At 48.7% G+C, this 25,303-nt stretch carries 20 protein-coding genes; 9 read left to right on the top strand and 11 right to left on the bottom strand.

Features of this window, described 5'->3' with window-relative positions:
* The first annotated feature begins 9 nt into the window (after positions 1-9).
* Entirely contained in the window at positions 10-888 is an 879-nt protein-coding gene (gene prmC / locus BUA40_RS08630) for a peptide chain release factor N(5)-glutamine methyltransferase (protein WP_083585345.1), read from the top strand.
* On the opposite strand, the gene BUA40_RS08625 is transcribed toward prmC, so the two are convergent.
* The 9 genes from BUA40_RS08625 to BUA40_RS08585 all read right to left on the bottom strand — a co-directional run bounded on the left by BUA40_RS08625 (position 889) and on the right by BUA40_RS08585 (position 10,656).
* Positions 889-1,077 carry a hypothetical protein gene (locus tag BUA40_RS08625; protein ID WP_072800235.1) on the bottom strand — a complete coding sequence of 63 codons (189 nt, stop codon included), beginning with the start codon at positions 1,075-1,077 and terminating at the stop codon, positions 889-891. It lies immediately after the preceding gene.
* 115 nt (positions 1,078-1,192) lie between these two features.
* Positions 1,193-1,660 (bottom strand): septal ring lytic transglycosylase RlpA family protein, encoded by a 468-nt coding sequence (locus tag BUA40_RS08620; protein ID WP_255369257.1) that lies wholly within the window; start codon positions 1,658-1,660, stop codon positions 1,193-1,195.
* Positions 1,647-3,551 (bottom strand): tetratricopeptide repeat protein, encoded by a 1,905-nt coding sequence (locus BUA40_RS08615; protein WP_255369256.1) that lies wholly within the window; start codon positions 3,549-3,551, stop codon positions 1,647-1,649. The genes BUA40_RS08620 and BUA40_RS08615 overlap by 14 nt, the downstream gene beginning before the upstream one ends.
* Positions 3,552-3,666: 115 nt before the next feature.
* Positions 3,667-5,382, bottom strand: a complete 1,716-nt coding sequence (locus BUA40_RS08610) for a tetratricopeptide repeat protein (RefSeq protein WP_072800234.1) — start codon at positions 5,380-5,382, stop codon at positions 3,667-3,669.
* The gene (locus BUA40_RS08605) at positions 5,382-6,233 is read right to left on the bottom strand and encodes a sigma-70 family RNA polymerase sigma factor (RefSeq protein ID WP_072800233.1); all 852 of its coding nucleotides are present in this window, start codon (positions 6,231-6,233) and stop codon (positions 5,382-5,384) included. Before BUA40_RS08605 ends, BUA40_RS08610 begins: the two co-directional genes overlap by 1 nt.
* A 62-nt stretch (positions 6,234-6,295) precedes the next feature.
* Complete coding sequence (locus BUA40_RS08600) at positions 6,296-6,592, bottom strand: DUF971 domain-containing protein (protein WP_072800232.1); 297 nt, start codon at positions 6,590-6,592, stop codon at positions 6,296-6,298.
* Positions 6,592-7,716, bottom strand: coding sequence for an Mrp/NBP35 family ATP-binding protein (locus BUA40_RS08595; protein WP_072800231.1), 1,125 nt, complete (start codon positions 7,714-7,716; stop codon positions 6,592-6,594). Before BUA40_RS08595 ends, BUA40_RS08600 begins: the two co-directional genes overlap by 1 nt.
* Positions 7,716-9,125: an ATP-binding cassette domain-containing protein gene (locus tag BUA40_RS08590; RefSeq protein WP_072800230.1), complete on the bottom strand. Its 1,410-nt coding sequence runs from the start codon at positions 9,123-9,125 to the stop codon at positions 7,716-7,718. The genes BUA40_RS08595 and BUA40_RS08590 overlap by 1 nt, the downstream gene beginning before the upstream one ends.
* Positions 9,126-9,219: 94 nt before the next feature.
* Positions 9,220-10,656, bottom strand: coding sequence for an esterase (locus BUA40_RS08585; protein WP_072800229.1), 1,437 nt, complete (start codon positions 10,654-10,656; stop codon positions 9,220-9,222).
* A gap of 208 nt (positions 10,657-10,864) precedes the next feature.
* Between BUA40_RS08585 and BUA40_RS08580 the strand changes: the two genes are divergently transcribed.
* Positions 10,865-11,794: a porin family protein gene (locus BUA40_RS08580; protein ID WP_072800228.1), complete on the top strand. Its 930-nt coding sequence runs from the start codon at positions 10,865-10,867 to the stop codon at positions 11,792-11,794.
* Positions 11,795-11,835: 41 nt separating this feature from the next.
* Positions 11,836-13,440, top strand: a complete 1,605-nt coding sequence (locus BUA40_RS08575) for an NAD(P)H-hydrate dehydratase (RefSeq protein ID WP_255369255.1) — start codon at positions 11,836-11,838, stop codon at positions 13,438-13,440.
* Positions 13,441-13,449: 9 nt separating this feature from the next.
* On the opposite strand, the gene BUA40_RS08570 is transcribed toward BUA40_RS08575, so the two are convergent.
* Positions 13,450-14,607: an FprA family A-type flavoprotein gene (locus BUA40_RS08570; RefSeq protein ID WP_072800227.1), complete on the bottom strand. Its 1,158-nt coding sequence runs from the start codon at positions 14,605-14,607 to the stop codon at positions 13,450-13,452.
* Between the two features lie 184 nt (positions 14,608-14,791).
* Between BUA40_RS08570 and BUA40_RS08565 the strand changes: the two genes are divergently transcribed.
* From BUA40_RS08565 to BUA40_RS08545, 5 genes are all read left to right on the top strand, one after another.
* A complete protein-coding gene (locus BUA40_RS08565) occupies positions 14,792-15,715 on the top strand; it encodes an Rpn family recombination-promoting nuclease/putative transposase (protein WP_072800226.1) in 924 nt (307 codons plus the stop codon).
* A 364-nt stretch (positions 15,716-16,079) separates the two neighbouring features.
* On the top strand, positions 16,080-18,527 hold the full coding sequence (locus tag BUA40_RS08560) for an N-6 DNA methylase (RefSeq protein ID WP_072800225.1): 2,448 nt from the start codon (positions 16,080-16,082) through the stop codon (positions 18,525-18,527).
* 559 nt (positions 18,528-19,086) lie between these two features.
* The gene (locus BUA40_RS08555; protein ID WP_072800224.1) at positions 19,087-19,911 is read left to right on the top strand and encodes a hypothetical protein; all 825 of its coding nucleotides are present in this window, start codon (positions 19,087-19,089) and stop codon (positions 19,909-19,911) included.
* Positions 19,908-20,510 (top strand): hypothetical protein, encoded by a 603-nt coding sequence (locus tag BUA40_RS08550; RefSeq protein ID WP_143149748.1) that lies wholly within the window; start codon positions 19,908-19,910, stop codon positions 20,508-20,510. The genes BUA40_RS08555 and BUA40_RS08550 overlap by 4 nt, the downstream gene beginning before the upstream one ends.
* A gap of 119 nt (positions 20,511-20,629) precedes the next feature.
* The gene (locus BUA40_RS08545; RefSeq protein ID WP_072800222.1) at positions 20,630-21,418 is read left to right on the top strand and encodes a hypothetical protein; all 789 of its coding nucleotides are present in this window, start codon (positions 20,630-20,632) and stop codon (positions 21,416-21,418) included.
* Positions 21,419-21,626: 208 nt separating this feature from the next.
* Here the strand turns inward: BUA40_RS08545 and BUA40_RS08540 are convergent, their stop codons facing one another.
* The gene (locus tag BUA40_RS08540; RefSeq protein WP_072800221.1) at positions 21,627-22,328 is read right to left on the bottom strand and encodes an SIMPL domain-containing protein; all 702 of its coding nucleotides are present in this window, start codon (positions 22,326-22,328) and stop codon (positions 21,627-21,629) included.
* Positions 22,329-22,381: 53 nt separating this feature from the next.
* On the opposite strand from BUA40_RS08540, the gene polA reads away from it, so the two are divergent.
* On the top strand, positions 22,382-25,189 hold the full coding sequence (gene polA / locus BUA40_RS08535) for a DNA polymerase I (RefSeq protein WP_072800220.1): 2,808 nt from the start codon (positions 22,382-22,384) through the stop codon (positions 25,187-25,189).
* The last annotated feature ends 114 nt before the right edge of the window (positions 25,190-25,303 follow it).

The raw sequence follows: 25,303 nt of genomic DNA, 5'->3' as shown, positions 1-25,303 counted from the left end.
TTTTATTCTATGCAGCAGATGACTGTACTTGAGATTTTGAATCGCACCAAGACCTTCTTCGAAAAGAAGGGGGTCCCCGACGCGCGATTGGACGCCGAGTACATCATTAGTCACGGGCTCGGTATGAAGAGCCGCATGGACATTTACCTGAACTTCGAAAAGCCGCTTACCGCCGCCGAACTGGATACGCTCCGCCCGCTCGTAGCTCGCCGCGCAAATCGCGAACCGCTGCAGCACATTATCGGCGACACAAGCTTTCGCGGATTCATCATCAAGTGCGACACGCGGGCGCTGGTCCCGCGCCCCGAAACAGAAATGCTAGTTGACATGGCGAAGGAAAGTCTCAAGGGCATTGAGAACCCATTCATCGTTGAGGTGGGCACGGGAACAGCCGCGATTTCTATCGCCTGCGCGAAAGAAATCGCCGGTGCGAAAGTGCTCGCCACGGACATTTCCGAAGACGCGCTTTCGCTCGCCCGCGAAAATGCCGATGCAAACGAGCTGGGAGCTAATGCCGAAAGCTCGAATCTAACTTTTGCCCAGGGCGACTTGCTGGACGCCGTCACCGCAACCGACAAAATCGACTGCCTGATTGCAAATCTGCCGTACATTCCTGATGGCGAAAAGGGTAAGCTCCAGCCCGAAGTCGACAAGTTCGACCCGGCACTCGCCCTCTACGGCGGACCCGACGGACTTGACCTTGTCCGCAAGCTTCTCTCGCAGACCGAAGGCAAGCTAAACGCAGGCGCCCCGATTCTTTTGGAAATCGGGTCTGAACAAGCTGAAGTCTTGAAGAACGAAGCTGCCAACTACCCGTGGCTCGAATTCTCCGGAATCCACAAGGATTACTGCGGGAATATCCGATTTGTAAGTTATAAGGTTAAATAATTACATTCCCACGTTGCAGCCGAGAGCGGAGAGCACGTAGGTTTCGTTTTCGCCCATACGGTAATAGGGCAACAAAGTCTCGTCATCTACAAAAATATCATCGAATCCATTCAGCTGCAGTTGTTCATCAATGCGGCGTTTGAAGGATGAAAAGCCGGAATTATTCCAAAGATTGTTATCACTATACATTTTTACCTCTATTTCTAGAAAAACACACAAACGTACCAGTGTTTTTCTGTGCAGGTAAATATAGAATCAAACAGATGTCATAATATGACATCTGAAATTTTCGTTAATTTGGGCTTTACTCAATCACCGTAGCGGTGACCTTGGCGTGGCCGACTTTATCAAGGCCAAGCTTTTTGCCGGCAGCAGCGCTCAAGTCTATAATGCGGTCACGCACATAAGGACCGCGGTCGTTCACGCGCACTTCCACGGAGGCACCGGTATCATCACGAACCACACGTAGTTTCGTTCCGAAGGGCAAGGACTTGTGGGCGCAAGTCATATCGTTCTGATTAAAAATTTCGCCGCTAGCGGTCTTTTTTCCATCGAATCCCGGTCCGTAATAGCTCGCCTGGCCCTTGAGAACCTTTCCTATCGGAGCTGCCTTTTTGCCCTTTTTACCCTTTTGAGGAGCTTGGGTATCTTCGGGGAACCGTTCGTAACCTTGGCGGGATGCAATCTTTGCATTTCCATCGGCGCAACTAGACAAAAGCATAGCTACAAACATCGCAAGCACAACGACAACGAAGCGCTTACTCAAAATCATACATGCTGTTGTAGGTGTTTTCAAGGATTTCATCTTCCTGGCTCTTGACTTCAGCCTGCTTTTCTTCAGGAGCCTTGTTCAAGTTTTCGTAATACTGGGCAGAAAGCCTGTTCACATGTTCTTCGCTGCTCTTGACGCGCTTGCGCAAGCGTTCCAAATCCTGGTCGGTAATGGTCAAACGGGTGTTCATCATGGAAGCAGCCTTCTTGCCCCAAGGCGTCTGACCGTACTTGTCGCGAAGGAGCTTGTAGGTAAGCAAGGTGCTGTCCACTCGTTCCGGATTCATCTGGAAGTACATGGCCTTCATGTAAAGTGCCTGGATACCCGACTGGGTTTCAGGATATTCCTGATACAAGCTATCAAAGCGCACAAACGCACGAGCATAAGCCGAATCCACCTGGTCCATCTTATCCAGAGGCATTTCTGCCGCAATGGTCCAGAGGCTTTCGGCTTCCATATACTTTTCCTTCGCCAAATCTTCGCGGGTCTTCAAAGTCACACGCATTCCCAAGTTCACCTGGGCTTGCTTTGCGTATTCCGTATCCGGATACTTTTCGATGATTTCCTTGTAGATTTCTTCGGCAGCATCGGGATCGTGCATATATTCGTCATAGATGAACGCCTTGGCGTAGAAGGCTCGCAAAGCCTTCGCACTATCACCCGATTCAATCACCGAATTCAAACGGGTAATGGCACTGTCGACTTCGTCCAGCTTGAACAGGAACAATTCCGCAATCAGGAATTCAGACCTGAAGAAATTGTCCACATTCGGGATCGAATCCTTACGGTCCTTGTCATTCTGGTTACGCATGGAAATCAAGCGCTTCAAGGCATCACGGCGTTCGCGGGCTTCTTGGCCCCACTTGCTGACGGTGCGAGAGGTAAAGCTGCTGTCGTAATAGACAACGGCCTTGTCGTAGTCGATCGTCTTGTGCTGTTCGTAATCGCCGAGGCAGAAATAGCTACGAGAAGCATGTTCGGTGCGGGGGTATTCCGTATTCACCTTTTGCAAGATGATAATGGCATCCGGGTAACGTCCGCCCAGCATGGTCAGTTCGCCGATGCGCACCAAGTATTCCGGCTGTTTAGACTCGTTTTCAGGATTCTTGTAGAGTTCCTTGTATTCGTCGGCGGCCTGCAGGAATTCCTTACGGTTAGCCAAACATTCTGCCGCCTGCTCCCCAGCCGTCTGCTGTTCGCGAGGATTCAGTTCCTTGATTTCTTTGGCGGTATAATGTTCGCGAGCCTTGTCCCAATTTTCTTTCTTAAAATAGAGGCCGGCCAATCTGAAATGGGCCTTGCCGCGCATATAAGGCGTTCCCGCCGTATCCGCCAAGACGGCTTCCAAAGAGGCTATGGCTTGGTCCGGGAATTCAGCCTGTTCGTCCAAAAGGGAAAGAAGATTCAATCCCTGGAAGTAATAGGGGTGATCCTTCGAGGCAATCACCGGTTCCAACGCAAAACGGCTGATATTATATTCGTGGTTACGATAAAGGCAATAAGCTCGCTGGTACTCCACCGCCTGCATGGAATCATGATCGGCAAAGTAGCGTTCAAATTCGTCGTACTTGGTAATGGCCTTGTTCCATTCATGCTTGTGGCGGAAGGCTTCACCAATCAAGAATACTGCCTCGGCGGTACGCTTCTTGTTCTTGGGGAAACGTTCCAAGACACGGGAACCTTTTTCGATAATCTTGTCGTACTTTTGGCGTTCTTCGGAACCGGGCAGGGAATTTTCGCTATCCGGAATGCTGTCCAAGCGGGCTTGGCGCATTTCGCCGGCCTGTTCATCCAAGCGTTCTGCATTGAACATATGGTTCAAGTAGGCACAGCAAGTACACCCCTCGAACACGAGGGCGACAATAGCTAATGCCAGAAAACGGAACATCATGGTGTAAAGATACAAAAATAGTAGACTGTAGACAGTAGGAAGTAGGCAGTATTTAGAAAATATGAGATGAGAAATTTAACATCTCACATCTCACATTTTACATTACACATCTGCTTTAATACTGATTCAAGTACTTCGTGTAATCGCACAGTTTGAGGCCCGGCGGGAGTGCCGTCTTGTCAAAGCGGACCATACGGACTTCGGCGGGTTTACCCACGACACGGGCAAGCATTTCGAAGTTATCCTGGGTTTCCCACACGGCAGCGTCGATAATCAAGCCGTCACCGCAATCCGTTTCGCCTGTGCTGTTGCCGATACCCGAGATTCTGGAGTTCTGCTTGAGAAGTCTGGTATAGACTTCAGGAGCGATTCCAAAATGATTCGAGCTAGAAGAAGAATCGTAAACGACCACATGAACTTCGCGGAAATGATTCAGGGAATCAAAGACAACCGTATAGGTATGCTTATAAGGCGACATGTAGAACGATTCCTGCCACACGTTATTTGCCACCGGCCTAAAGTTCGAGATGGAATACTTCTTGAAGAATTCCTTAGGCGTTGCACCGTAACGAACAACATAATGACCAAGCATCGTCGAGAAATCATGAACAGCAGACGGGGCAAGCGTTTCACGCAGGCTGTCTACGGCACGGTTCAAGTTTGCTGTCAGGCCGTCGTTCTTGGTAATCGGAGCTGGACGAGTAATATTGGATTCCTGAATGCGCTGCTGGATATCGGGATATTCCGGATCGATCTTCTGGATTTCCTGGAACTGAGAGCGAGCACGGTCGAACTGACGTCCCTTCAAGTAAGCGCGTCCCAAAGCTTCTTTAAGAGGAAGGTTTTCGGGATACTTTTCCACCATGGGTTCCAAAATATCGCATGCCGTCTGGGCACGGTCTTGCGGAGACAGCACCACGCCGTTACCCGGACCCGGCGGAGACTTTTCGCCCAGCGTTGCCGCTGCGGAACGGGCCGGAGCATAGTCAGGCATAAAGGCCAAAATACGCTGGTAAATCTTTTCGGCAGAATCGAAATGTCCCTGGTATTCATCCATGTAGCCCTGCAACAGCAAAAGTTTGACGTCCACAGGATACTGGGAAAGGGCGTATTCCACAAGGGCAGCACAGCTGTCCAGCTGGCCGCTACGATGATAAAGTTCCGCCAACATTTCGTAAGCCGCAGGCACATCGCCACTAGAAAGGCTTACCACCGTCTTGAATTCGTTTGCGGCCTGCAAAAAGCGATCCGTTTCCATCAAGAGCTGACCGTACCAAAGTCGCGTCTGGTAAAGAGCGGGAGCGCGTTCAGAAGCGACACGGGCCAATTCCAAAGCGGCCGACGTGTTACCCGTCTGGTAAATGCGACGGCTTTCCAAGTAGGCAGCAACGCCAGAACCCGGCAGACGGTCCTGCAGTTTACCAATCAATAACGAAAGGCGATCCTGCTGGGTTTCCGTCAGGGAATCCATTTCGAACAAAGTAGTCACCTGTCCCAGAAGGGCCGGCAAAAGGTCCGGGTACAAAACAACGACGCCATCAAAAATATCGTAGGCTGGCTGATAAGAACCCGCACGAGCAAGTTCCGTTGCACGGCGAAGTTCAGTCTGCACCTGCACCGGCACTTTGGCCATGTCGGCGGTCAAATCCGGGGTATCACCACGAACGATAGTCGTTCCTGCCGGAAGACCATACGGGATTCCGCCTACAGAAATTTTGCTGGGGCCATAAAGATCATAAACACGAAAGCCCGCAAAAGTAAGCAGGGCTCCGCAACAAAGTGTTAAAAACAAGTATGCGGCTCTGCGGGCCGCCGAGGACGAATTCGTCATTACTTTTCCAAAAAGTCAGCCAGTTTTTCTTTGTGTTCCTTGCTCTTCTGTAAACGGCGCAAGGTCTTGTTCTTAATCTGGCGCACGCGTTCGCGGCTGAGTTTCAGGTCTTCGCCGATATCCTTAAGTGTCGTATCTTCAACCGTATCAAGGCCGTAGAACATGCGCAGAATTTCTTCTTCACGCTGCGGAAGAGCGGACAAGGTTTCCTGGATGAGCTTACGGCGTTCATCTTTTTCCATGTCTTCGTCCTGGTTACCATCGGAACCCAAGACGTCCATGAGAGTACTGACCGTATCACCGCTACCGCCGACATTCGTGCTATCACCGATGGGGGCGTCCAGCGAAATGTCCACGATTTTTTCCATGACCTCGACGATGTCCTTTTCGAACGGTGCAAATTCGTCCATGGCAATGGTACGATCGTAGTCACCGTCGTTCTGCATCAAGGCACGTTTAAAGCGGTTGACCAAGGCAAGCTTGTTGGGCGGAATTCGGACCGCACCCACCTGTTCAAACAGGGCTTTCTGGATAGACTGGCGGATCCACCAGACCGCATAAGAAATAAACTTGACATCCTTACCCATATCAAAGCGTTTTGCCGCCTTGAACAGGCCGATATTTCCTTCGTTAATCAAATCAAGCAGGGAAAGTCCACGCCCCTGGTACTTTCTTGCGACACTCACCACAAAACGGAGGTTACCCCGAATAAGGCGCTGCAAGGCAGACTTGCGGATTTCTTCCGCCTGTTCGCTCTTGATAATCGCAAGAAGAGCCTCTTCCTCCTGAGGACTCAGGGTCGGAAACCTATTCAGGTCCCTAAAATAAAGCGCTTCGTTTGCATCACTCATAGAAATACATACCTTCAATTCTTCTAAGGAAATTTCCTTGAAGACTATCCAAATATGTCTTTTTACTTTGTTTTCGTCAAGTTATATAACTTTTCGTAAGGGTAAATTCCTGAATTGTGGCCATCGCTAAAGGTAAGGCCAGCAGCGTAGCGACCGATAGACTGAACTTTAACAAGCGAAATATCTGCAGGCACGGTAGAATCATCCAAAAGTTTTTCGCCGGTATGTTCATCGACACACAACGCACAAGGACAAGCCAAGCGGAGAGAGCGGATATCGCGTGCGCCGCGGCTACCGTCATTCCATTCAAAGCCCAGTTTTCCGTCAGCAGTTCTAAAAACTTTCTTAGGTTGAATCATTAGACCGCCTCCACCGGAAGTTGTTCGAAATCGTAGTTAAACGTCTTGAGCACGCCATCACCTTCGGATGCAAACATCGAAAGCGTGCGGACCGTCGCATCGGCCGCCTGCATAAACGCCTTGGCCGATTCGGAGTTCGGATAACGGAGCACCGCCGGCGTACCTTCGTCACCGCAGCCTGCGACTGCAGGTTCAAGAGGGATCTTCGCAATCAGGGGAACGCCCCACTTTTGGGCAATGCGTTCACCGCCGCCTTCGCGGAAGATATGGTGATGCTTGCCGCATTCATCGCAAATGAAGTAGCTCATGTTCTCGACGACGCCCACCACCGGAACGCCCACGGAATCGAACATGGCAAGACCCTTGCGACAGTCTGCGAGAGCCACTTCTTGCGGAGTCGTCACCACCACGGCACCTGCCATCGGGCAATTCTGCGTAAGCGTCAGCTGAATATCACCTGTTCCTGGAGGAAAGTCCACCAGCAGATAATCAAGTTTGCCCCAGCGCACATGATGAATAAAATGCTGGATCATCTGCGACACCATCGGGCCACGCCAGATGGTTGCCTTGTCGGAATCGGCGAACATGCACATCGACACAATGCTGATTCCGCCCTTCGCCTCGACCGGAGCAATCGTATTGTCATCAAATACTTCGGGAGCCTTGTCGATGCCGAACATAAGTCCCATACTCGGACCATAAATGTCTGCATCAAGGATACCGACGCGGGCACCGGAAAGGCTGAGCGCCATGGCGAGGTTTGCCGTCACGGTAGACTTGCCCACGCCGCCCTTGCCACTAGCGACCGCAACCACATGAGCGACATCTCCGATGTACGAAACTTTTGGAGCCTGCGCTGCCGTATTGGAGCTTTCTACGCGGCCTTGCGCCGTAAACGTCACGTTCACTTCGCTTGCGCCAAGCGCCTTGACAATCGTAATGCACTGGTCCTTGAACTGGTCACGGATCGGGCATGCCGGCGTTGTAAGCTTAAGGTCAAAGCTCACCTTGTCGCCATCAATCTTAAGATTCTGGACAAAGTTCAGTTCGACAATATTCTTGTGCAGATCCGGATCTTGAACCGCCTGCAAAGCCGTCAAAATAGTCTGTTCATTCAACTGCATTACGTTTTCTCCATCGAGAATTTAGGCATGCGGAGCAGATGCGTCATGCAAGGCGGCCACTCTTCTTCGTAATGGCTCACCAAGATAATCGTCGTTTCCTTCGAAAGCAACTGCAACAAGCTAAAGATTTTTTCGCGATATTCGCCCTTGAGGCCTTGGGTCGGTTCATCGAGCAAAAGCACCTTGGGCGGGCGTATTGCCGCACGCGCCATCAGCACCACGCGTTTATCAATCGGCGACAAGTCGCGGTAGCGGGCGTTCACGTCTTCGAAGCCCAAGTAGTTCAGCCATTCCTTTGCCTTGGCGCGTTCTTCCCAAGTGGTATTGTCGGCCTTGCAAAGGTTCGCAGTAAAGCCCGTGCACAGGACTTCGGACAAACTAAGGTCTTCACGATACTGGAGCGCGAGTTCCGGAGAGAAGAAACCGAGTTTCGCCTTATGGTCCCAAATGTTCAGGCCATGCCCCGGGCGTTCGCCCAAAAGGGTAATCTCGTTGTTGTAAATCTGCGGGTGGTCTGCCGTAAGCAAGCCGAGCAACGTACTCTTGCCGGCACCGTTTTCGCCCATAACCGCCCAGTGTTCACCCTTGCGAACGGTCCAGTTCAGATTCTTGAGCACATCGGTTTCGCCAAAGCGAACGTTCACGTTCTTGAGTTCGAAAAGAATTTCACTCTCTCGCCTCTCGTCTGTAGGCTCGGCAGAGCCGTTCTCTCGTCTCAAATCAACTATTTCGTAGTCCTTGAGTTCCTTCTTGGAATACTTGGGAGCAGCGATTTCGCTCGGGAGTTCACCTGCATACGGGGCAAAAGTCTTGTTGGCGTAAACGAACGCCGGAATTTCGGGCAACAGTTCATCTTCGCGGGCAAGGCGCACCGCGACCTTCAAGCCATCGCGTTTTGAAAGCTGAACCACGCTTGCCGCCAAGTGTCTGCGGTATTCCGGATCAAGGCCTCCGAACAAGTCATTAAAGTAAACCCACTCGGGCTTTTCCATCCACATGCGGGCAAGCAACACGCGGCGCAATTCCCCGTTCGAAAGGCTCAAAAGCTTGCGGTCCAAAATCTCTTCGGACAAGTCAGCAATCTTCAAGGCTTCTTCCAGTTTATCGGGGTCGGTTTCGGGCCACGCCATATCGTCGATATAGCGGTCCGTCTGCAAGAAGAATTTCTTTTTCAAAAGCAGGTGCCGCACCAGCGGGGCTTCTTCGTCGTGCAGGCTGATAAAGCGCTGCTGAAAGAACGGCGCGAGCGCATGCTGAATCTTACGCTGCATTGCCTCCGACATGGTGGAGACATTTTCTTGCTGGTTCAAAAAATGAGTAATGACCCTGTCAAGATCTTCGCCCTCGGTGCTGAAAATCTGCACCTGCGGGAACATTTCAATCAGAGCCTCAAAACGCTTGAATTCCATGCGCCCAAATTTAGAAAATACTCTTTGGCCGCTTCATAAAAACAAAACTCCCCGGATTGCTCTGGGGAGTTTTTTGGATGTGTTATAGGAAACTTTAGAACTTATTGAAGAATTCCCACGTGGCCTGCGGAACCCAGGACTTTTGCTGGCCGGGATCCTTGTGATCCCAGATGTGGCCGCCATTCTGCGTACACCAGCGAACCGGGAATCGTTCTTCAACCGTGGTATAGTCGTAGCAGACGTGCGGACCGCTGCCGCCATATTCCTGGGCCTTTTCATTCTTGGCCTTGCCGCCTTCGGAGTTGAGCGTCAAGATGATATCGCGAGCGGCGCGACCCATCTGCGGAGTGCAAAGGTTGTCCTGCAGGCCGAGCACACCCATCCAACCCACGCCCTTATTCTGACGTTGCGGGAGCCAGATGTTACGTTCGGCGGTTTCATACACGGCTACAGCGCGGAGCACATCCTGGTGGTTCCAGGAGAGACCGTTGCTGAACATGGAGCCGTAGCTAAAGCCTGTAGAGAACACACGGCTAGAGTCAATGCAAAGGTTGCTCTGCAAATCGGCCAAAAGTTCATCGAAGAGCAGGTAGTCATCCTGACCCCACGGGGCCTGGTTTCCGTTACCTTCAGGAGCGACAAAGATTGCCGTCTTCTGGGTATCAAGCGGTTTCAAACCATAGTAGCCTTCTTGCTGCACACCACCGGCCCAGCCGCCCATGCAGTGCATGCCGAATATGAGCTTGTACGGTTTCTTGTTGTCGTAATTGTCAGGAATGTCGATACGGATGGTGCGCTTGCCCTTGCTCCACTGGAATTCGTAGCTGCCGGACTTGACGCGATTCCAAGTCTTGCCGCAACCACGGGTGGGAACCGGATCATTCTTTAAGCCCCAACCGTAGGCGTACTGCGGTTCGGCCTTCGGCTTTTTCACCGTAAGAGCAACGTTCGTGTCGAGATTACTCAATATCACCGAAAGGGTGTCAAACCCATCGGCAATCACCTTGAGATTTTCGTTGGTGGTCAGTCGCTTGAGAGCGCGGTCAACGCTTGCAGACTTGTCACCAAAAGAAGAACTGTAGTTTCCCTTAGAAGTGAAACGGATATCGCGCTGAGCAGATCCAATTTTCACTCGAGCATAATATGCACCTTGAGCCTTGACACAAGCCTGCAAATCCAAGCTGCCCGAGCCATAAAGCGTTTCGCTCAGCAGGCGATTGCCCATCATATCGAAAATTTGTACCTGAACAGGTTCGCTAGAACGCTGCGAGAAAGACAGCACACCGTTATTGACGCTGATATAGCCCGGCAGAATCCGTTCCATAACGCCCACTCCGGTGAGATCCTTATGAAAACTGAACTCACCTTTGCTATCGGTGGTTGTCGAAAGGCCATTTTTGACCAGTAAAACAGATGCACCACTAACGGCCGCACCCTGTTCATCACTTACCTTGCCCGAAAGCGTAAACGCGTTCGCCGCCACCGCAAATGCGCAGGCGAGAGCAAGAGGTTCCCAAACACTCTTTTTCATAACATGCTCCTATGTTGTATATTGAAAATAAACTCAAAAAAAGTCAATGACTCAACAAGATTCAGCATTCCCTTGGACAATAAATCCAAAGAATGTTTTTAAATCTTTACAAGAACGTCAATTTTCAGTCTTTTTCCCTATTCGCCCACAAGGAAAGGCGCGAATTATACTATTTTGTTGCAAAGAAAACATTTAGTTTGGAGAGAATATGAATAAAATTTGGACGCTCATCGCAAGCACCATGTTGGTTGCATCCATCAGTTTCGCGCAAGACGACTTCGATTCTGATTATGCAAATCAGGCCGAAGAACAGTACACCGAACAAGAACAGGCCGAAGTTCAAGCCGATGAACAACAACAGGCTGCAGAACCTGCAGAAGAAGAACAGCCCAGCGTTGCAGAAGAACCCGCTCCCAGCAAACCGGTTGCAGTCCCTGTCACCCAGGCCAGCGCCCAGGAACCCTCTCAGGAAAGCGCCCAGAACGACGAGAACGCACAAGAAGCCGCTCCGCGTGACGACACGCCCTTTTTCGGTTTCGGTCTGAGGACCGCCTTCGATTACGGCAGAATGTACGGCTTTAAGGATGACCTAGACAACGACAGCGATATTAGCGGTATTCCGTCGGGTATCGGCTTTGAAGCGGGCGTGATGTTCCGCATTCGGATGATTCCGAACCTCTTTTTCGCCCCCGAAGTCAACTTCGCCTACATCAGCACCGAACATGAATATCTGAAGCACAAGCGCGAATACAAGAGCATCGACATGGAAGTTCCCCTGCTCATGCGCGGTGTGATTGCTGACAGATTCTACGTCACCGGCGGTCCGCAGCTCAACTTCAGCTTGAGCAGCGAAGCCGACATTGAACCGGTCGAAAACTCTGTTCTCAACCTGACCTTTGCAAGTACCGAAAAAATCGAACAGGCATCCTTTAGCTTCGGCATTGCAGCCGGCATCGGCATCAACATTGTCCAGGGTCTCTTCTTCGACCTGCGTTACTACATGGGCATCACGGAACTTTACCCGGACGTGAAGACCCTGGACGACATGGACATTGCAGAAGGAGACTTCTCCTTGGTTGACATGTCTGGCGCAAGAATGATGAAGTTCAAAGTCGGTATTAGCTACTGGTTCCTGTAATGAAAACTCTCGCGAGTTTACCTTATAAGATCTGCCCGCCTATGGTTTCGGCAGAGGCCATGCGCTTTTTAGACAACGATACCAAGCGTAGCAAGGTTTCGAGTCCCGTATTCCAGCACTTTGGCGAATCTCTAGCCAGCATTGATTCTTTTGAAGTCAATCCTGACGAATTCACGACCGCCATTGATGCCGGCTACGACCTCATGAAAAAGGCCGGGCAGGCCCTGTACAACCGAGTCTGCGAAATTCTCGGAGAAAACAGGGATGGAAAATCCGTCGCCATTTTTGTGGGCGGCGGTAACAACGGCGGCGACGGCCTGGTTTTGGCACGCCTGCTGATTGAAAACGGCATTCCCTGCACCGTATTCTCGCTCGCCAAGCCAGAAACCTTTAAAGACGAAGCGGGCTTTGCTTACGAAGACTTTGCAAACAACGGCGGCAAGCTTGTCTACATCGGCGAGCAAACACCCGAAAGTGCACACTACACACTAATTGTAGACTGCATGCTCGGCAACGGAGCCTCAGGCGAACTGCGTCCGGCATTCGCAAGAGCTGTCATTGCCATTAGCGGCTGGGACATTCCCGTGCTTGCGGCCGATGCTCCCACCGGCTTCGATTCCGCAAATCATCGCTGCGGTTTCACATGCATTGAAGCAAACGAAACGATGGTTTTCGGATTGCCGCGACTGGACGCCTACACGAACGAAGGCGCACGCGTTTTCGGAAACGTCACAGTCGAACCCCTAGAGTATCCAGACGAACTTATCGACCGAGTCAATTCCGGAATTTATTTCGCCACCGAAAAAATGATTCCGGCACTTTTGCCGAACCGCGACGAATTTGGCGACAAGCGCAGCCAGGGTACAGCCATGGTGATTGCGGGTTCCGGCAACATGACCGGGGCCGCCGCCCTTTGTACCAAGGCATGTCTCCGTAGCGGTGCAGGCCTGGTTACGACCGCGACACCGAAGGCTTTGCTCCCGGCATTGCAATCCAAACTTGACGAACCCGTATTCTACGGCATCGGCGACAGTACCACCGACAAGCTTTCGATTATGCATTTGATGCAGTTGCAAGATATCGCAACGCACCAGAATGCAATCGCCATCGGCCCCGGCCTTGGAACCGACACCGAAACGCAGGACGCCGTCCGCATGTTCTTGACCGGATTGCAGATTCCCGTCGTAGTTGATGCCGATGCCATCAATGCTTGCGGTTCCGCTTTCTTCTGCATGGAAGGCGGTCCGACCAACGCCATTATCACACCGCACAAGCGCGAATGGGAGCGCAACTTTGGTCCGCTTCCGGCAAACGAAAGTTTCTATCCGGAATACTTGCAGCAGTTTGCAACGCAGTTCAAGATTACAATCGTTCTCAAGGGTTGCCCCACTTACGTGGCCATTCCCGACGGACGCGTGTACGTGATTCCGGCCCGCAATTCAGGCCTTGCCAAAGGCGGCGCAGGCGATGTGCTCACCGGCATTATCACCGCACTCCTTGCACAAGGTTTGCCGACTGCAGAAGCTGCCGTACTCGGCGTACTCCTGCACCAGAAAGCCGGCCGTTTGACCCGCGAAAAAATGGGAGCATTTGGAATGCTCCCGACTGATGTCATTGAAATGTTGCCCGCAGCCTTTGGCTGCTAAGGCAGCAAACTAAACCAATTCCGCCACAAGCTTGTCCATCGCAGCTTCGGATTCGGCGCTGAGCGTCGACTTCACCGTCACCACGGTTTCGGCGAGAGTCACGTTCTTGAGCGTGGCGAGGATTTCGGTCATCTTCTTCGCGGCCATCGGAGCCCAAGTACCGTTTTCCACGACACCCACCTTGCGGTTAGAATAGTTCTTTGCCTTCAGGTGGTTCAAGAAATCTTCCATTACCGGGAAGAGGCCCGCATCATAAGTAGGAGCGGCCACCACCATGCGGTCGTAACGGAAGGCGTCTTCGATGACTTCGGCCATGTCACTGCGAGCAAGGTCAGAAACCACGACCTTCTCAACACCGGCGACTTTGAGTTTTTCGCCGAGTACTTCCGCGGCCTTCTTGGTTCCGCCGTAGATCGAGGCAAACGCCACAAGCACGCCCTTGTCTTCGGGAGCGTAACTGCTCCAGGTGTTGTACTTGTCGATGTAGTAGCCGAGATTTTCGGTGAGCACCGGGCCATGCAGCGGGCAAATCGTCTTGATGTCGAGTGCAGCAGCCTTCTTGAGCACCGCCTGCACCTGGTTGCCGTACTTGCCTACAATGTTGAAGTAGTAGCGGCGGGCTTCGCATGCCCAGTCATCCGGATCGGCATCGTACACACCGAACTTGCCGAACGCATCGGCCGCAAACAAGACCTTTTCGCTCTGTTCGTAGCTGAACAGGACTTCGGGCCAGTGCACCATCGGGGCACCGATAAACTGTAACGTGTGCGCACCGAGCGCAAGCGTATCGCCTTCCTTCACGGTCTGCTTCTTGACCGATTCAGGAAGCGTCATGAACTGCGGCAAGAGCGCGAATGCCTTCGCCGAAGAAACGAGAGTTGCTTCCGGGTACTTCGCGACAAAATCAGCAATGCCACCGGCATGGTCCGGTTCCAGATGGTGAATCACCAGGTAGTCCGGCTTGCGGCCAGCGAGAGCAGCTTCCAAATTGGCAAGCCATTCATTCACCTTGTGGGCATCGACCGTATCCGTCACGGCAATCTTTTCGTCCACAATCACATACGAATTGTACGCCATGCCCTCGGGCACCACATACTGGCCTTCGAACAAATCAATGTCGCGATCATCGACACCGATGTACTTGATATTTTCGCTAAAATTCTTCATAGAGACTCCTAATTTTCTCTTTTAAATTTAAAAAAACGACAGCTAAACAATTGTAAAAAGAAAAAAATGTTTCAAGAAAATGGCTTCAGACGCCTAAAAAAAGCGTGTATAGTATAGACAAGGACCAAATCCTTGTCGCCTTACGGGAGAACCCGTAAGACCACCTTAAAACAAGGACTCATTAATGTCTGAAAAAGATGCTTCCCCAACAAAAAAAATTTCGCACGATCCTTACGTCCGCTCGGTGCTGAAGGATCCCGCACGCACGGCGGAACTTCTTCGCCTTGCGTCCAGAAAGAACAACAATCTCGCCCAATTCCTTGCAACGGTGAATCTTGATACACTGCAAGAAATTTCCGGGGCATTCAGCGATACGGTCTCCCATGGTGATGGCGATTTGGCATTCACCGTAAAGATTGCAAGCGATGAGCCCAAGCAGGCAGAGCTTCTCGTAGGCATCATCGAAGAACACAAGAGCTATCCCGAAGCGGGAATTATCCCTCAGTTGGTCAAGTACTGGTTCCAGATTATGGTCCGTAACCAGAAGAACATCCCGACTGTCGCCGTAGTTCTCTACAACGGGAAAGAACCTTGGCATATTGAAAAGGAAGTAATGTTCCCGAATTACCCTAAATACTATCACAAAATTGGATTGCCGTTCCTATTGGAACTCATTGACGTGAGCGACATCTTCGAGGACAACGAAATTCCTCAGATTTCGCCCAAGATCGCACTTGCGCTGGTTGCTTTGAAGTATGTTTTTAATGGGGAGAAACTCAAAAAGCATCTGAAAGCGGCTATGGCAGGACTCAAGTCGCTTCCCCGTGAAGAAGCCGAGGAGTTTTTATCCCAAACATTTGTATATTTGAAACAGTGGTTCAACGGCGATGCCAAGGAGCAGTTTAAAATGGATTTCAAGAAATGCAGTGAAGTTTACGGCTACAAGTCCATCGCCGAAGTCGAAGAAGAAGAACTTGCTGAAAAGATTGCTCAGCGAGACCGAGATTGGATCAAAGCTATGATTAATCTTGGTGATTCCAATGAAAAAATCGCAGCAGTTTCCAACTACCCTGAAGAAATTATCCAGAAAATCAGGGAATCTTCGTAATTTCACCTAACGCTTTTGTCAATATTTCCCTCATTTTGTCTTCCCCGCGTAGGCGGGGATTTCCTTTTTTATTTAAATTGTTGTTGACATAGCCCCGTACCGAATGGTTCGGAGCGACCGGAATTTTTGAGATTCGTCTCTTATTCTCTTGTCTGAAACTACCACTTTCAATTTACCTGAGGATAAGACGAACGCTCACGCCCATATTGGGCGTGGGTCGTTTTGTGCTTATCAGGTAAAAGGGTGTGGTAGCCCGCAGACAAGGTAAGCCTGCGACTCCACGCCTTTTTTGTTGCTTGCAAAATGACTCTCGTCAAGGGCTAGGATAAGAACGATTGATCAGCTTATCTTAGGGACCTTGCCGATGGCGAAGAAAGAAGTTAAAACGGATTTGTGGGTGCACGACCTTCTTAATGAAGCAGGAATAGTCCACGACGCACAGGGAAGTGAAATTGTTGAAATAGATAACGCTTTGAAGACTGCTTCAAAAAGTGGAACGGGTAATGTTGGTTTTCCGGAATATGTCGGCATAGTAAAGGATTTCTTGATTGTCATTGAAGACAAGGCTTCAATCCAAGACCATGAAAAGCGTGACGACGATGGTCTTTTGGCGATGGATGTCAAGTCCGTTAAAAAATACGCTATGAACGGAGCGTTCTTTTACGGCAGGCATCTAATAAGGAATACGACATACAAGAAGGTTTTTGCGATTGGTGTGTCAGGAACATCAAAGAAGCATCGGATTACACCCATATTTATCGATGACCGATGCAATGTATTTTATTTAGATGACGTCGAATCATTTATTTCATTCAGTGAAAACAATATCGATGAATTTTATCTGCGAGATGTTCTCAAAGAAGATACGGACAAGGAAAAAGAACTTGCCGAAATATTAGCCGATGCAAAAGAATTACATGAGCATCTGCGAAATTACGGCAACATGAAGGATGAAGAAAAGCCGCTTGTTGTTTCGGGAATTCTTCTCGCTTTACGTGAACGAGATAACAGAAACTTCAGCATCGATTCGCTTACCGGCGAATCGGGTATGCATGCCATTACAGATGGTCAGAAAATTTACAACGCTATAGAGTCTAGTTTTAAGCGAACAGACCTTTCTCCCATTACCAAAATTGACAAGATTCTTTCTCAATTCAGTATCATCAAAGACAGTACAAAACTAAATGAAGTAAATCAGTCTTTAGGTGAAACTCCATTGAAATTTTTCACGAAATTTCTAGATGAGAAACTCTATAAATCCATCAAATTCAGTAAATCAACCGAAGATTTTTTGGGAAGATTCTATGGCGAATTTATGCACTATTCGGGTGGTAGCGGACAAACATTAGGAATTGTCCTTACACCAAAGCATATTACCGAACTTTTCTGTGAACTACTTGATCTCAAAAAGACGGATCGTGTATTCGACAGCTGTTGCGGAACCGGAGGATTTCTTGTAGCGGCACTTCATACAATGCTTTCCAAAACGGATGTTGAAGCTGAAAAGAAGTCTATTCGTAAAAATCAGCTTTATGGTATTGAACAACGCTCGGACATGTTCACCATTGCGACAACAAATATGATTTTGCGCGGTGATGGCAAGAGCAACCTGCAATGCGATGATTTCTTGCAAAAGAATCCAAAGGAACTGCAATCAAGTATTCGTTCAACCGTGGGTATGATGAATCCTCCTTATAGTCAAGGGAGTAAGAACAATCCAGAACAATACGAGATTGCCTTTACGGAACATCTTTTAGATTCCTTGTTACCAGGTGGACGTTGTGCAGTTATTGTTCCCCAAAGTTCGATGACAGGAAAATCAAAAGAAGAACTGGATATTAAGCGAAGTATTCTAAACAAACATACGCTTGAAGGCGTCGTCATGTTGCAAAAGGACACTTTCTATGGAGTGGGAACGATTCCTTGTATTGCAATATTCACTGCAGGTGAGCCCCATCCAAAAGAAAAGATATGCAAATTCATCAATTTTGAAGATGACGGTTACAAGGTCTCGCCCCATATTGGGCTTCTAGAAACTGAATCTGCAAAAGACAAACGGCAGCACTTGCTAGACGTGTGGTTTGACAGAATAGAGGCAGAAAACAAGTTCTGCGTCAAATCAACCATTACCGCAGAAGAAGAATGGTTACATAGTTTCTACTACTTCAATGACGAAATCCCTTCTGAAAAAAGTTTTGACAAAGTAGTCGGTGATTACTTATCCTTTGAATTTTCAATGATTATGCAAGGACGAAAATATTTATTTGAGGGAACCAATAAGCAAGTTGCGAAATATAATGAAATTGCCAAATTAGAAGAAAAGGAATGGAGAGCATTTCCAATTGATTCAATATTTAAAATAGAATCAGGCTGTGATATTTATGACAAGGAACGCATTGAAGGCAAGATCCCTTATATTACATCATCTGCAGAAAATAATGGAATAAAGTATTTTGTTTCTAATATGAATTCTACATACGAATCGAATGTGATCGCTGTAAATAGGAACGGCTCTGTAGGATATGCATTCTATCACAAATACCCGGCTTTATTTTCTAATGATTGTCGAAAACTAAAAATACTTCACTGCCCTAGAGATAACGAAGCCGTTAGTCTTTTTATGACGACACAGATAATGCAGCAAAAAGAAAAATATAATTACTGCTTAAAAATGGGAACAAATCGCTTGTCTAGGCAAAAAATCATGCTTCCGATTGATGATAAAGGCAATCCCGACTATCCTTATATGGAACAATACATCAAGAATATTTTCTACAAAAAAGCCAAGGAATATCTTGATTTTAAGACTTGATAACTTGCTATGGATTTCAAAACAGGCTTACCCAAATCCGTGAAAGACCCGCAAAAATACATTTCACAAGATTGTGTAAAAATGGAAGAATAAGGAGATTATTAAAACAAAAAGAATTGCTTTTTGACATAGACTGAAAACGGATTCTGATTCCACTACTGAAATTCTAGCAGATTCCATAAAAAGAATCAATCCCGTCCACATTGAATGAAGAATCTTCGCTCTATTCGGGCGTGGGTCGTTTGTGCTTATTGTGGACAGGTTTTGCTAGAGCCTCAGTAGTGTAAGTGCATTCGACACCACGCCTTTTTTATTCATAAAAAAAGACCCAAGTTTTATTCATTAGATAAAGAAAAAAATGTCGAAAGTGTGTAAAATATCCAGGAGGTGAAAGTCGATGCACACAAAGTCCGATAACATAGAGGAACGATTTATCAAAGGAGCGCCTATAAGACCATAACGAAGAGAAGATGCCGTTTTTTCCCTAATGTCAGGCAAAATCGTCTGACAGGTTTTGGTTTTGTACCCAAAAATCAACTCTAACCCCAAAGGAGGCTTTATGCCTAATGAACTCAATTTTATCAATTACGAAACAAAACTTGACAATCTTGGATTGGCTCTTTTGCACGATATAAAAAATCGTGAGAACGCCATGCACCGCTTAAACGAAATAAATTATGGTCCAGACGACTTCTGGAACCAAATGATGCGCCTGTACCCTGATCTCACTTATATTTCTTCAGAACCAGAACGGAAAAAAGCCTTCTTAAATATGAATGATGGCACCATTTTTCCAGTCAATTGGAACCCCAAAGCATCTGATGAGATGCCATGGTACGAAAATTCCAATTTCAACATGGTCGACCGGTACAATAACGAAATTGAATTTGCCGCAAAGGCCAAGTCTGTCAATCCTGATTTGCTGCGTGCAATCATGTATATGGAAACGACTCATGGTTATTACGAACATTGCTTAAATAAATTTTACACCGATGCTGTTATGCGTGGTGATGAAATTGAAGGTGTCAGCAAACTTATTTATCCAGGCTTAAAATCCTTTCAGCCAATGAATATCAACCATCGTTATTGGGGAGATTCCTTTGGCACTATGGATTCCTTAAAAAATCCAGGCTACAACATTTTTGTTGCGGCAGAATTTATCAAACGCCTGTCCAAACTAGTCGGTAATCCTAATGACATTGAGCGAATTGCAACATTATACAATCATCTAGGCGCTCAACAAATTAGCGATTATGGGAAACGAGTCGGTAAAATATACCGCCAACAGCTATGGAAACACCCTGAATTAGGACGAAATTGGAATAATGAAGGCTTACGCAGGGTCTTGGATAGGTTATTGATGCTATATTGTTATCCAAGGTGAAAATAAAGCAACATCATATTTCGATAGCCTCGCTAGTTAGTGCGGTCCTATGCCCGCTACCGTTCATATTTTTGCTAGACGAGTTTTCTCGCGAAAGTGAATTCGGTCCGCAGTTTTTGGGATTTGCACTAGCGAGTGCAGGAACATTTGCCTATTGCGCCATTTTATTGCCGATTTTACTGTTTTTCAGCTTAGTTTTGAAAAGAGACGAACGGCTGTTGGTTGATGACAAGTGGGCAAAGAGGTTGTTTATTTTCGGCTTGACAGTCTGTGTTGTATACATTGCCATCGGCCTTGTATGTTTTCAGGGGATGTATTTAGACAATACAGCTTTTTATTTAGCAAGCCGTTTTGCTCCATATTTTTTTTCAATCGTATTCTGCCTATTGGCAAGCATCTTCTCTATATCAAAAACCAGCCGCATAATATCCGTCAAACAGATTATTCCTTGTTTTCCGCCTCTACTTATTTTTGCGGAGAAAATATTTGTAGGCAGAATTACCCACATCGACATTCTGTTTGCAGTCGCATATCTGGTAATATATGCAATATTTGCAGGCGTTCAGAAAGAATCAGACCGGCATTCTGACGCATTCTAAAAAATAGCTCACCGATAATAAAAAATCTATAAAAAGACAAATTTTGACATTTAATTGAATGTATATTTGTAGTGTAATCAAATCACCAACACCCATGCATTCCATCAAAGGGGGCTACTATGAAATGGTTTACGCATGAAGAATTAATTGACGAAATCGTAGCTCATTTGAAGATAAAAAGTATTGATGACGGGAAATGGAAGGTTACGAGCCATATAGACAAGCAAAATGGGAAAATCGAACTGTCTATGATTACCCCCAAACAAATTAAAAGAGGCAAATTGCGCGAAGAGAGAAACAAGCAATTTGCAAAAGACCTTTTACATGAACTAATCGGCAAAAACAGAAAATATGTTTGGGATCCCGGCGATATCGAAGGCTTGATTTATTATGCCAGCGGCAAATACTGTCTACTAGAAACAGATATTGAACAAAGGGTTTTTGACTCGCAGCCGCGGGGCTACTGGATATGGAAAACCCCTGTCGGATTCGGTCATGGCGACTATCCCGATTTTTGCAAAAATCTCAAGGAGTTTGAAGAAGCTGTTAAGACTGTTCCAGCCGATTTGAAAACAGTACGAGAGAAAATCATTGATAAAACCGTTGAAATTGTAGCAGAATTGAATCGCGGCGACAAAGCAATCAGACTCAACGACATAATATTTCCCCAAAAAGGGCTTGAGAACGTAATCCGAGACGGATTCTTGGCTAGGGCAAAGGAAATGATAACCAATGCGACAAGGGAACAACTAGAAACAGCTTTCGACGAATGCATGGAAGCCAGTTATAGTTATGTACCAGACTCGCATATCGTTGAAGATATGCTCATGCGAATCGGCAACAGAGCGCCAAATCCTGAGAACGAAATGAAAATCGATCACATTCAGTTTACAGACGTAAGGAGATAGACGATGGTCGATGATATCAAGCTAAGCATGTCAATATTTTGAACGTATGAAAAAAAGCCAGGCGTTGCGGGCTGGCGTCTGAAGCCCGCTAGAAGGGGAAGCGGAAGACCCGGCTAGGGTGGGTGTAAAGGAGAAGCCCGCTCGGAGGCGGGCTTGACACTTTGGGGTGGGGCCGGGGCTGAAGCGAGGGGAAGGCTTTCCCCCTTTTTTAATCTTCCAAGAAATACTGCACGTTCGTTACGACGCGTACTTTCTTGATATACGGCGTATTTTCATCGCGGTCCTCGATGGAGAACACGCCCTGCGTGGCGGTCTTGATTTTGCCGAGCTTGCTGTCGGAATCCTTCGCGAATTTTTCAGCAGCGGAGCGTGCATTCTTTGTCGCCTCGTCAATCATGGCGGGCTTGATTTCGTTGAGACCATTAAAGCTATAGACGGTGCGGTACTGGTAATCGCTACCGCTAAAGGCAATTCCATTTTTCAAGAGTTCGCCCTGTTTTTCCATAACCTTACGGACAAGTTCCACATTATTCGTGGCCACCGTCGCTACAACTGTCGCCACATAACGATAAGTATGCTTGCCGCCGCTGTACAACTCACCATCGGCATCGACAATCGCCGGGGTCGAGTAAGTGATATCTTCTTTTTTCACGCCGTTTTCGAGCAGGAACTTTTCAAGTATCTGCGACTTGGACTGTAACGTTGCAGAAAGTTCGGCAAGATCGTTGCCCACCTCTTTGTACACAATCGGCCAAATCACAAAATCAGCCGAAACTTCGCGTTCGGCAAGTCCGCGCACAAATACCACGCGGTCGCGGTCCTTGACATCAATTTGGGCCCGATAGAAAAATGCGCCCAAGCACAAAACGGCAACTGCCAAAATGATTGCTTCTTTAACTCTTGATTGCATATTCAACTCCTTTTTTACATAAATCCAATATACAAATTTTCTACATTCAAAGCATGCCTGAAAAGACTCTACTTTTGCTCGACTCCTACGCGCTTGCGTTCCGCATGTTTTACGCCTATTCGCAGAACCCGCTGAAAAACAGCCAGGGCGAAGAGGTTTCGATGATGCACGGCTACTGGGGTGCAGTGCTCCGCATTCTCGCGAAGCACAAGCCGACGCATTTCGCCATTGCACGCGACGTGGCGCACACCAAGACATTCAGGCACGAACTTTACCCCGACTACAAGGCCAATCGCGGGCCCATGCCCGAAGAAATGGCGGCACAGATGCCGCTCCTTGGTGAAAGTCTGGAAGCGAGCGGAATTCCGCTCTTGTCGGAACCGGGTTACGAAGCGGACGACGTGATGGCAAGTACCGCCATGGCCGCGGTCGAAGCAGGCTTTGACCACGTGGTGATTTTAAGTAAAGACAAGGACATGTCGCAAATCGTAACCGACAAGATCCATCTTTTCCATTTGACGAAAGGCGCCGACGGCATTGACTTTGGCCCGGAACAGGTTCTTGAAAAATACGGTCTTCCGCCCGAAAAAATCCGCGACTACTTGGCGCTCATGGGAGACGCAAGCGATAACGTTCCCGGTGTTCCGAAAGTGGGCCCGAAAACGGCCATCCAATTGCTGAACGACTTCGGCGACATGGACAACCTTTACGCAAACCTGGATAAAGTGACCAAGAAGGGTTTGCACGACAACCTGGAAAACAACCGCGAAAAGGCTTTCCTCAGCCGCGAACTGGTGACTCTCCAGACCAAGCGCGCCTTTAGCGGGAACCTGGATGCCCTCGAATACAATGGCCTGCACGTAGACACCTTGGCGCAGATGTTCAAGGATCACGAAATCAACAGTCTACTCCGCCTTTTGGAAAGCATTCCCAGCAAGACGGGCTTTGTGCGCGAAACCGATGGCACGGGAAGTGCAGATGGTTCAACGGGCGCAGAAGTGGAACGCGCCGACTTCCCGGTCGATGTTCCGCCGACTTATATCTGCGTCGATACGGATGAAATTTTCGAGCAGATGAAGGCCGAATTTGCCGCAGCAAGCGCTGTGGGCATTGACACCGAAACGGATGGTCTCGACCCGATGCAATGCAATCTCGTGGGACTTTGCCTTTCGGCAGACCCCACCAAGGGCTACTACATTCCGCTGGGACATTCCGACGAAATCGGATTCCCGCTGCCGACAGGACCCAAGGGCAATTACGACTTGAACAAGGTCAAAGCATGGTTCAGTGAATTTATTCAATTGCCGCGCGAACTCGTTTTCCATAACGCGAAATTTGACTTGCATGTGCTCGCACGCACCTTCAAGATTCCGCAGAGCGCTATCGATAACGCAAACCTCATCGACACGCTGATTGCGGCCTGGATGCTTTCGCCGGGGCAATCGGGCCTTGGCCTCGACAACCAGGTGATGCAACGCCTGCAGCACGAAATGATTCCGATTGAGAATTTGATTGGCCGCGGCAAGAACCAGATTACCTTCAACCGCGTAAACATCAAGGACGCGACGGAATACGGCGCCGAAGATGCAGTCTACACGCTTCGCCTGTGGGAACCGCTCAAGAAGGAACTTGAAAAACTCGATTACGTGAAGTATTTCTTCGAGCAAGAAATGCCGCTCTTGAAGGTTCTTTTCCAGATGGAATCTGTGGGCGTGGCAATTGATGTTCCGGCCCTCAAGACGTTGGAACAGGAACTGCAGCGCCGCATCGAAAACTTGGAAAAAGAAATCTGCGACATGGCCGGTTTCGAATTCAACATCGGTTCGCCCAAGCAACTCGGCGAAGTCCTTTTTGATACGCTTGGACTCCCCGAAATCAAGAAACGCAGTACCGATGCTGTGGTTCTCGAAGAACTCAGTTTCAAGGCGCCGCACCCGATTGTTTTCGCCGTCATCGAATACCGCGAACTCAAGAAAATGCAGAGCACCTACATCACGGTGCTTCCGACGCTGGTGAATCCGGATACCAAGCGCATCCACACAAGCTTTATCCAATGGGGTACGGCAACAGGCCGCCTCTCTAGCCGCGATCCGAACCTGCAGAACATTCCCGTACGCAGCGACCTCGGCAAAAAGATTCGCGCCTCGTTCGTGCCGCAGAGCAAGGACAACGTAATTCTCGCCGTAGACTACTCGCAGATTGAATTGCGTATGCTCGCCCACTTGAGTGGCGACGAAGCGCTTATCGAAAGCTACAAGGAAGGCATCGACATTCACGCCCGCACCGCCGCCGCGATTTACGGAGTCAAACTCGACGAAGTCAACAGCGACATGCGCCGCGACGCCAAGGTGGTGAATTTCGGCGTGCTCTACGGCATGACCGCCTTCCGCTTAAGCCGCGACCTGAAAATTCCGATGTCGCAGGCAAAGGATTTTATTACCGGCTACTTCGACATGTACCAGGGCGTGCAGCAATACATCGAAGACATCAAGGCGGCCGCCCACCGCGACGGTTACGTGGAAACGCTTTCAGGCCGCCGCCGTTACATCGCAGGCATTGATAGCTCCGACCGTATGGAATCACAAATGGCCGAGCGCATGGCCGTGAATACTCCCGTCCAAGGCTCCGCCGCCGACCTCATCAAGATTGCGATGATCCGCATTCAAAAACGAATCAACGAAGAAAACTTGCCGCTCAAAATGATGCTGCAGGTGCACGACGAACTCGTATTCGAATGCCCCCGCGACCAGGTGGAACCCATGTCACAAATGGTCAAAGCCGAAATGGAAGGCGCCATGCAGCTCAAGGTCCCGCTTGTCGCAAGCGTGGGCTTCGGCGAAAACTGGCTCGAAGCTCATTAACTCTTTAAAAAGATTTACATAGTAACTAAATCTTTTCGTACGTTGTAAGCTGTTCAATAGTTTTTGAACGGTGTCCCACATTATAGGATATGTTTCAATTTTTTCGGTATAGAT

This window comes from Fibrobacter sp. UWT2, assembly GCF_900142545.1.
In the GTDB taxonomy this organism is placed as follows: domain Bacteria; phylum Fibrobacterota; class Fibrobacteria; order Fibrobacterales; family Fibrobacteraceae; genus Fibrobacter.
Note: the sequence above shows the minus strand (reverse complement) of the source record. Positions and strands in the feature narration are given on the sequence as shown.

Coding starts and splice junctions, on each gene's coding strand:
- polA (WP_072800220.1), top strand. CDS start 22,382: ATGCCTGAAAAGACTCTACTTTTGCTCGACTCCTACGCGCTTGCGTTC.
- BUA40_RS08625 (WP_072800235.1), bottom strand. CDS start 1,077: ATGTATAGTGATAACAATCTTTGGAATAATTCCGGCTTTTCATCCTTC.
- BUA40_RS08540 (WP_072800221.1), bottom strand. CDS start 22,328: ATGCAATCAAGAGTTAAAGAAGCAATCATTTTGGCAGTTGCCGTTTTG.
- BUA40_RS08590 (WP_072800230.1), bottom strand. CDS start 9,125: ATGGAATTCAAGCGTTTTGAGGCTCTGATTGAAATGTTCCCGCAGGTG.
- BUA40_RS08575 (WP_255369255.1), top strand. CDS start 11,836: ATGGTTTCGGCAGAGGCCATGCGCTTTTTAGACAACGATACCAAGCGT.
- BUA40_RS08605 (WP_072800233.1), bottom strand. CDS start 6,233: ATGAGTGATGCAAACGAAGCGCTTTATTTTAGGGACCTGAATAGGTTT.
- BUA40_RS08545 (WP_072800222.1), top strand. CDS start 20,630: ATGAAATGGTTTACGCATGAAGAATTAATTGACGAAATCGTAGCTCAT.
- BUA40_RS08580 (WP_072800228.1), top strand. CDS start 10,865: ATGAATAAAATTTGGACGCTCATCGCAAGCACCATGTTGGTTGCATCC.
- BUA40_RS08560 (WP_072800225.1), top strand. CDS start 16,080: ATGGCGAAGAAAGAAGTTAAAACGGATTTGTGGGTGCACGACCTTCTT.
- BUA40_RS08555 (WP_072800224.1), top strand. CDS start 19,087: ATGCCTAATGAACTCAATTTTATCAATTACGAAACAAAACTTGACAAT.
- BUA40_RS08610 (WP_072800234.1), bottom strand. CDS start 5,382: ATGACGAATTCGTCCTCGGCGGCCCGCAGAGCCGCATACTTGTTTTTA.
- BUA40_RS08565 (WP_072800226.1), top strand. CDS start 14,792: ATGTCTGAAAAAGATGCTTCCCCAACAAAAAAAATTTCGCACGATCCT.
- BUA40_RS08570 (WP_072800227.1), bottom strand. CDS start 14,607: ATGAAGAATTTTAGCGAAAATATCAAGTACATCGGTGTCGATGATCGC.
- BUA40_RS08620 (WP_255369257.1), bottom strand. CDS start 1,660: ATGATTTTGAGTAAGCGCTTCGTTGTCGTTGTGCTTGCGATGTTTGTA.
- prmC (WP_083585345.1), top strand. CDS start 10: ATGCAGCAGATGACTGTACTTGAGATTTTGAATCGCACCAAGACCTTC.
- BUA40_RS08600 (WP_072800232.1), bottom strand. CDS start 6,592: ATGATTCAACCTAAGAAAGTTTTTAGAACTGCTGACGGAAAACTGGGC.
- BUA40_RS08615 (WP_255369256.1), bottom strand. CDS start 3,551: ATGATGTTCCGTTTTCTGGCATTAGCTATTGTCGCCCTCGTGTTCGAG.
- BUA40_RS08585 (WP_072800229.1), bottom strand. CDS start 10,656: ATGAAAAAGAGTGTTTGGGAACCTCTTGCTCTCGCCTGCGCATTTGCG.
- BUA40_RS08595 (WP_072800231.1), bottom strand. CDS start 7,716: ATGCAGTTGAATGAACAGACTATTTTGACGGCTTTGCAGGCGGTTCAA.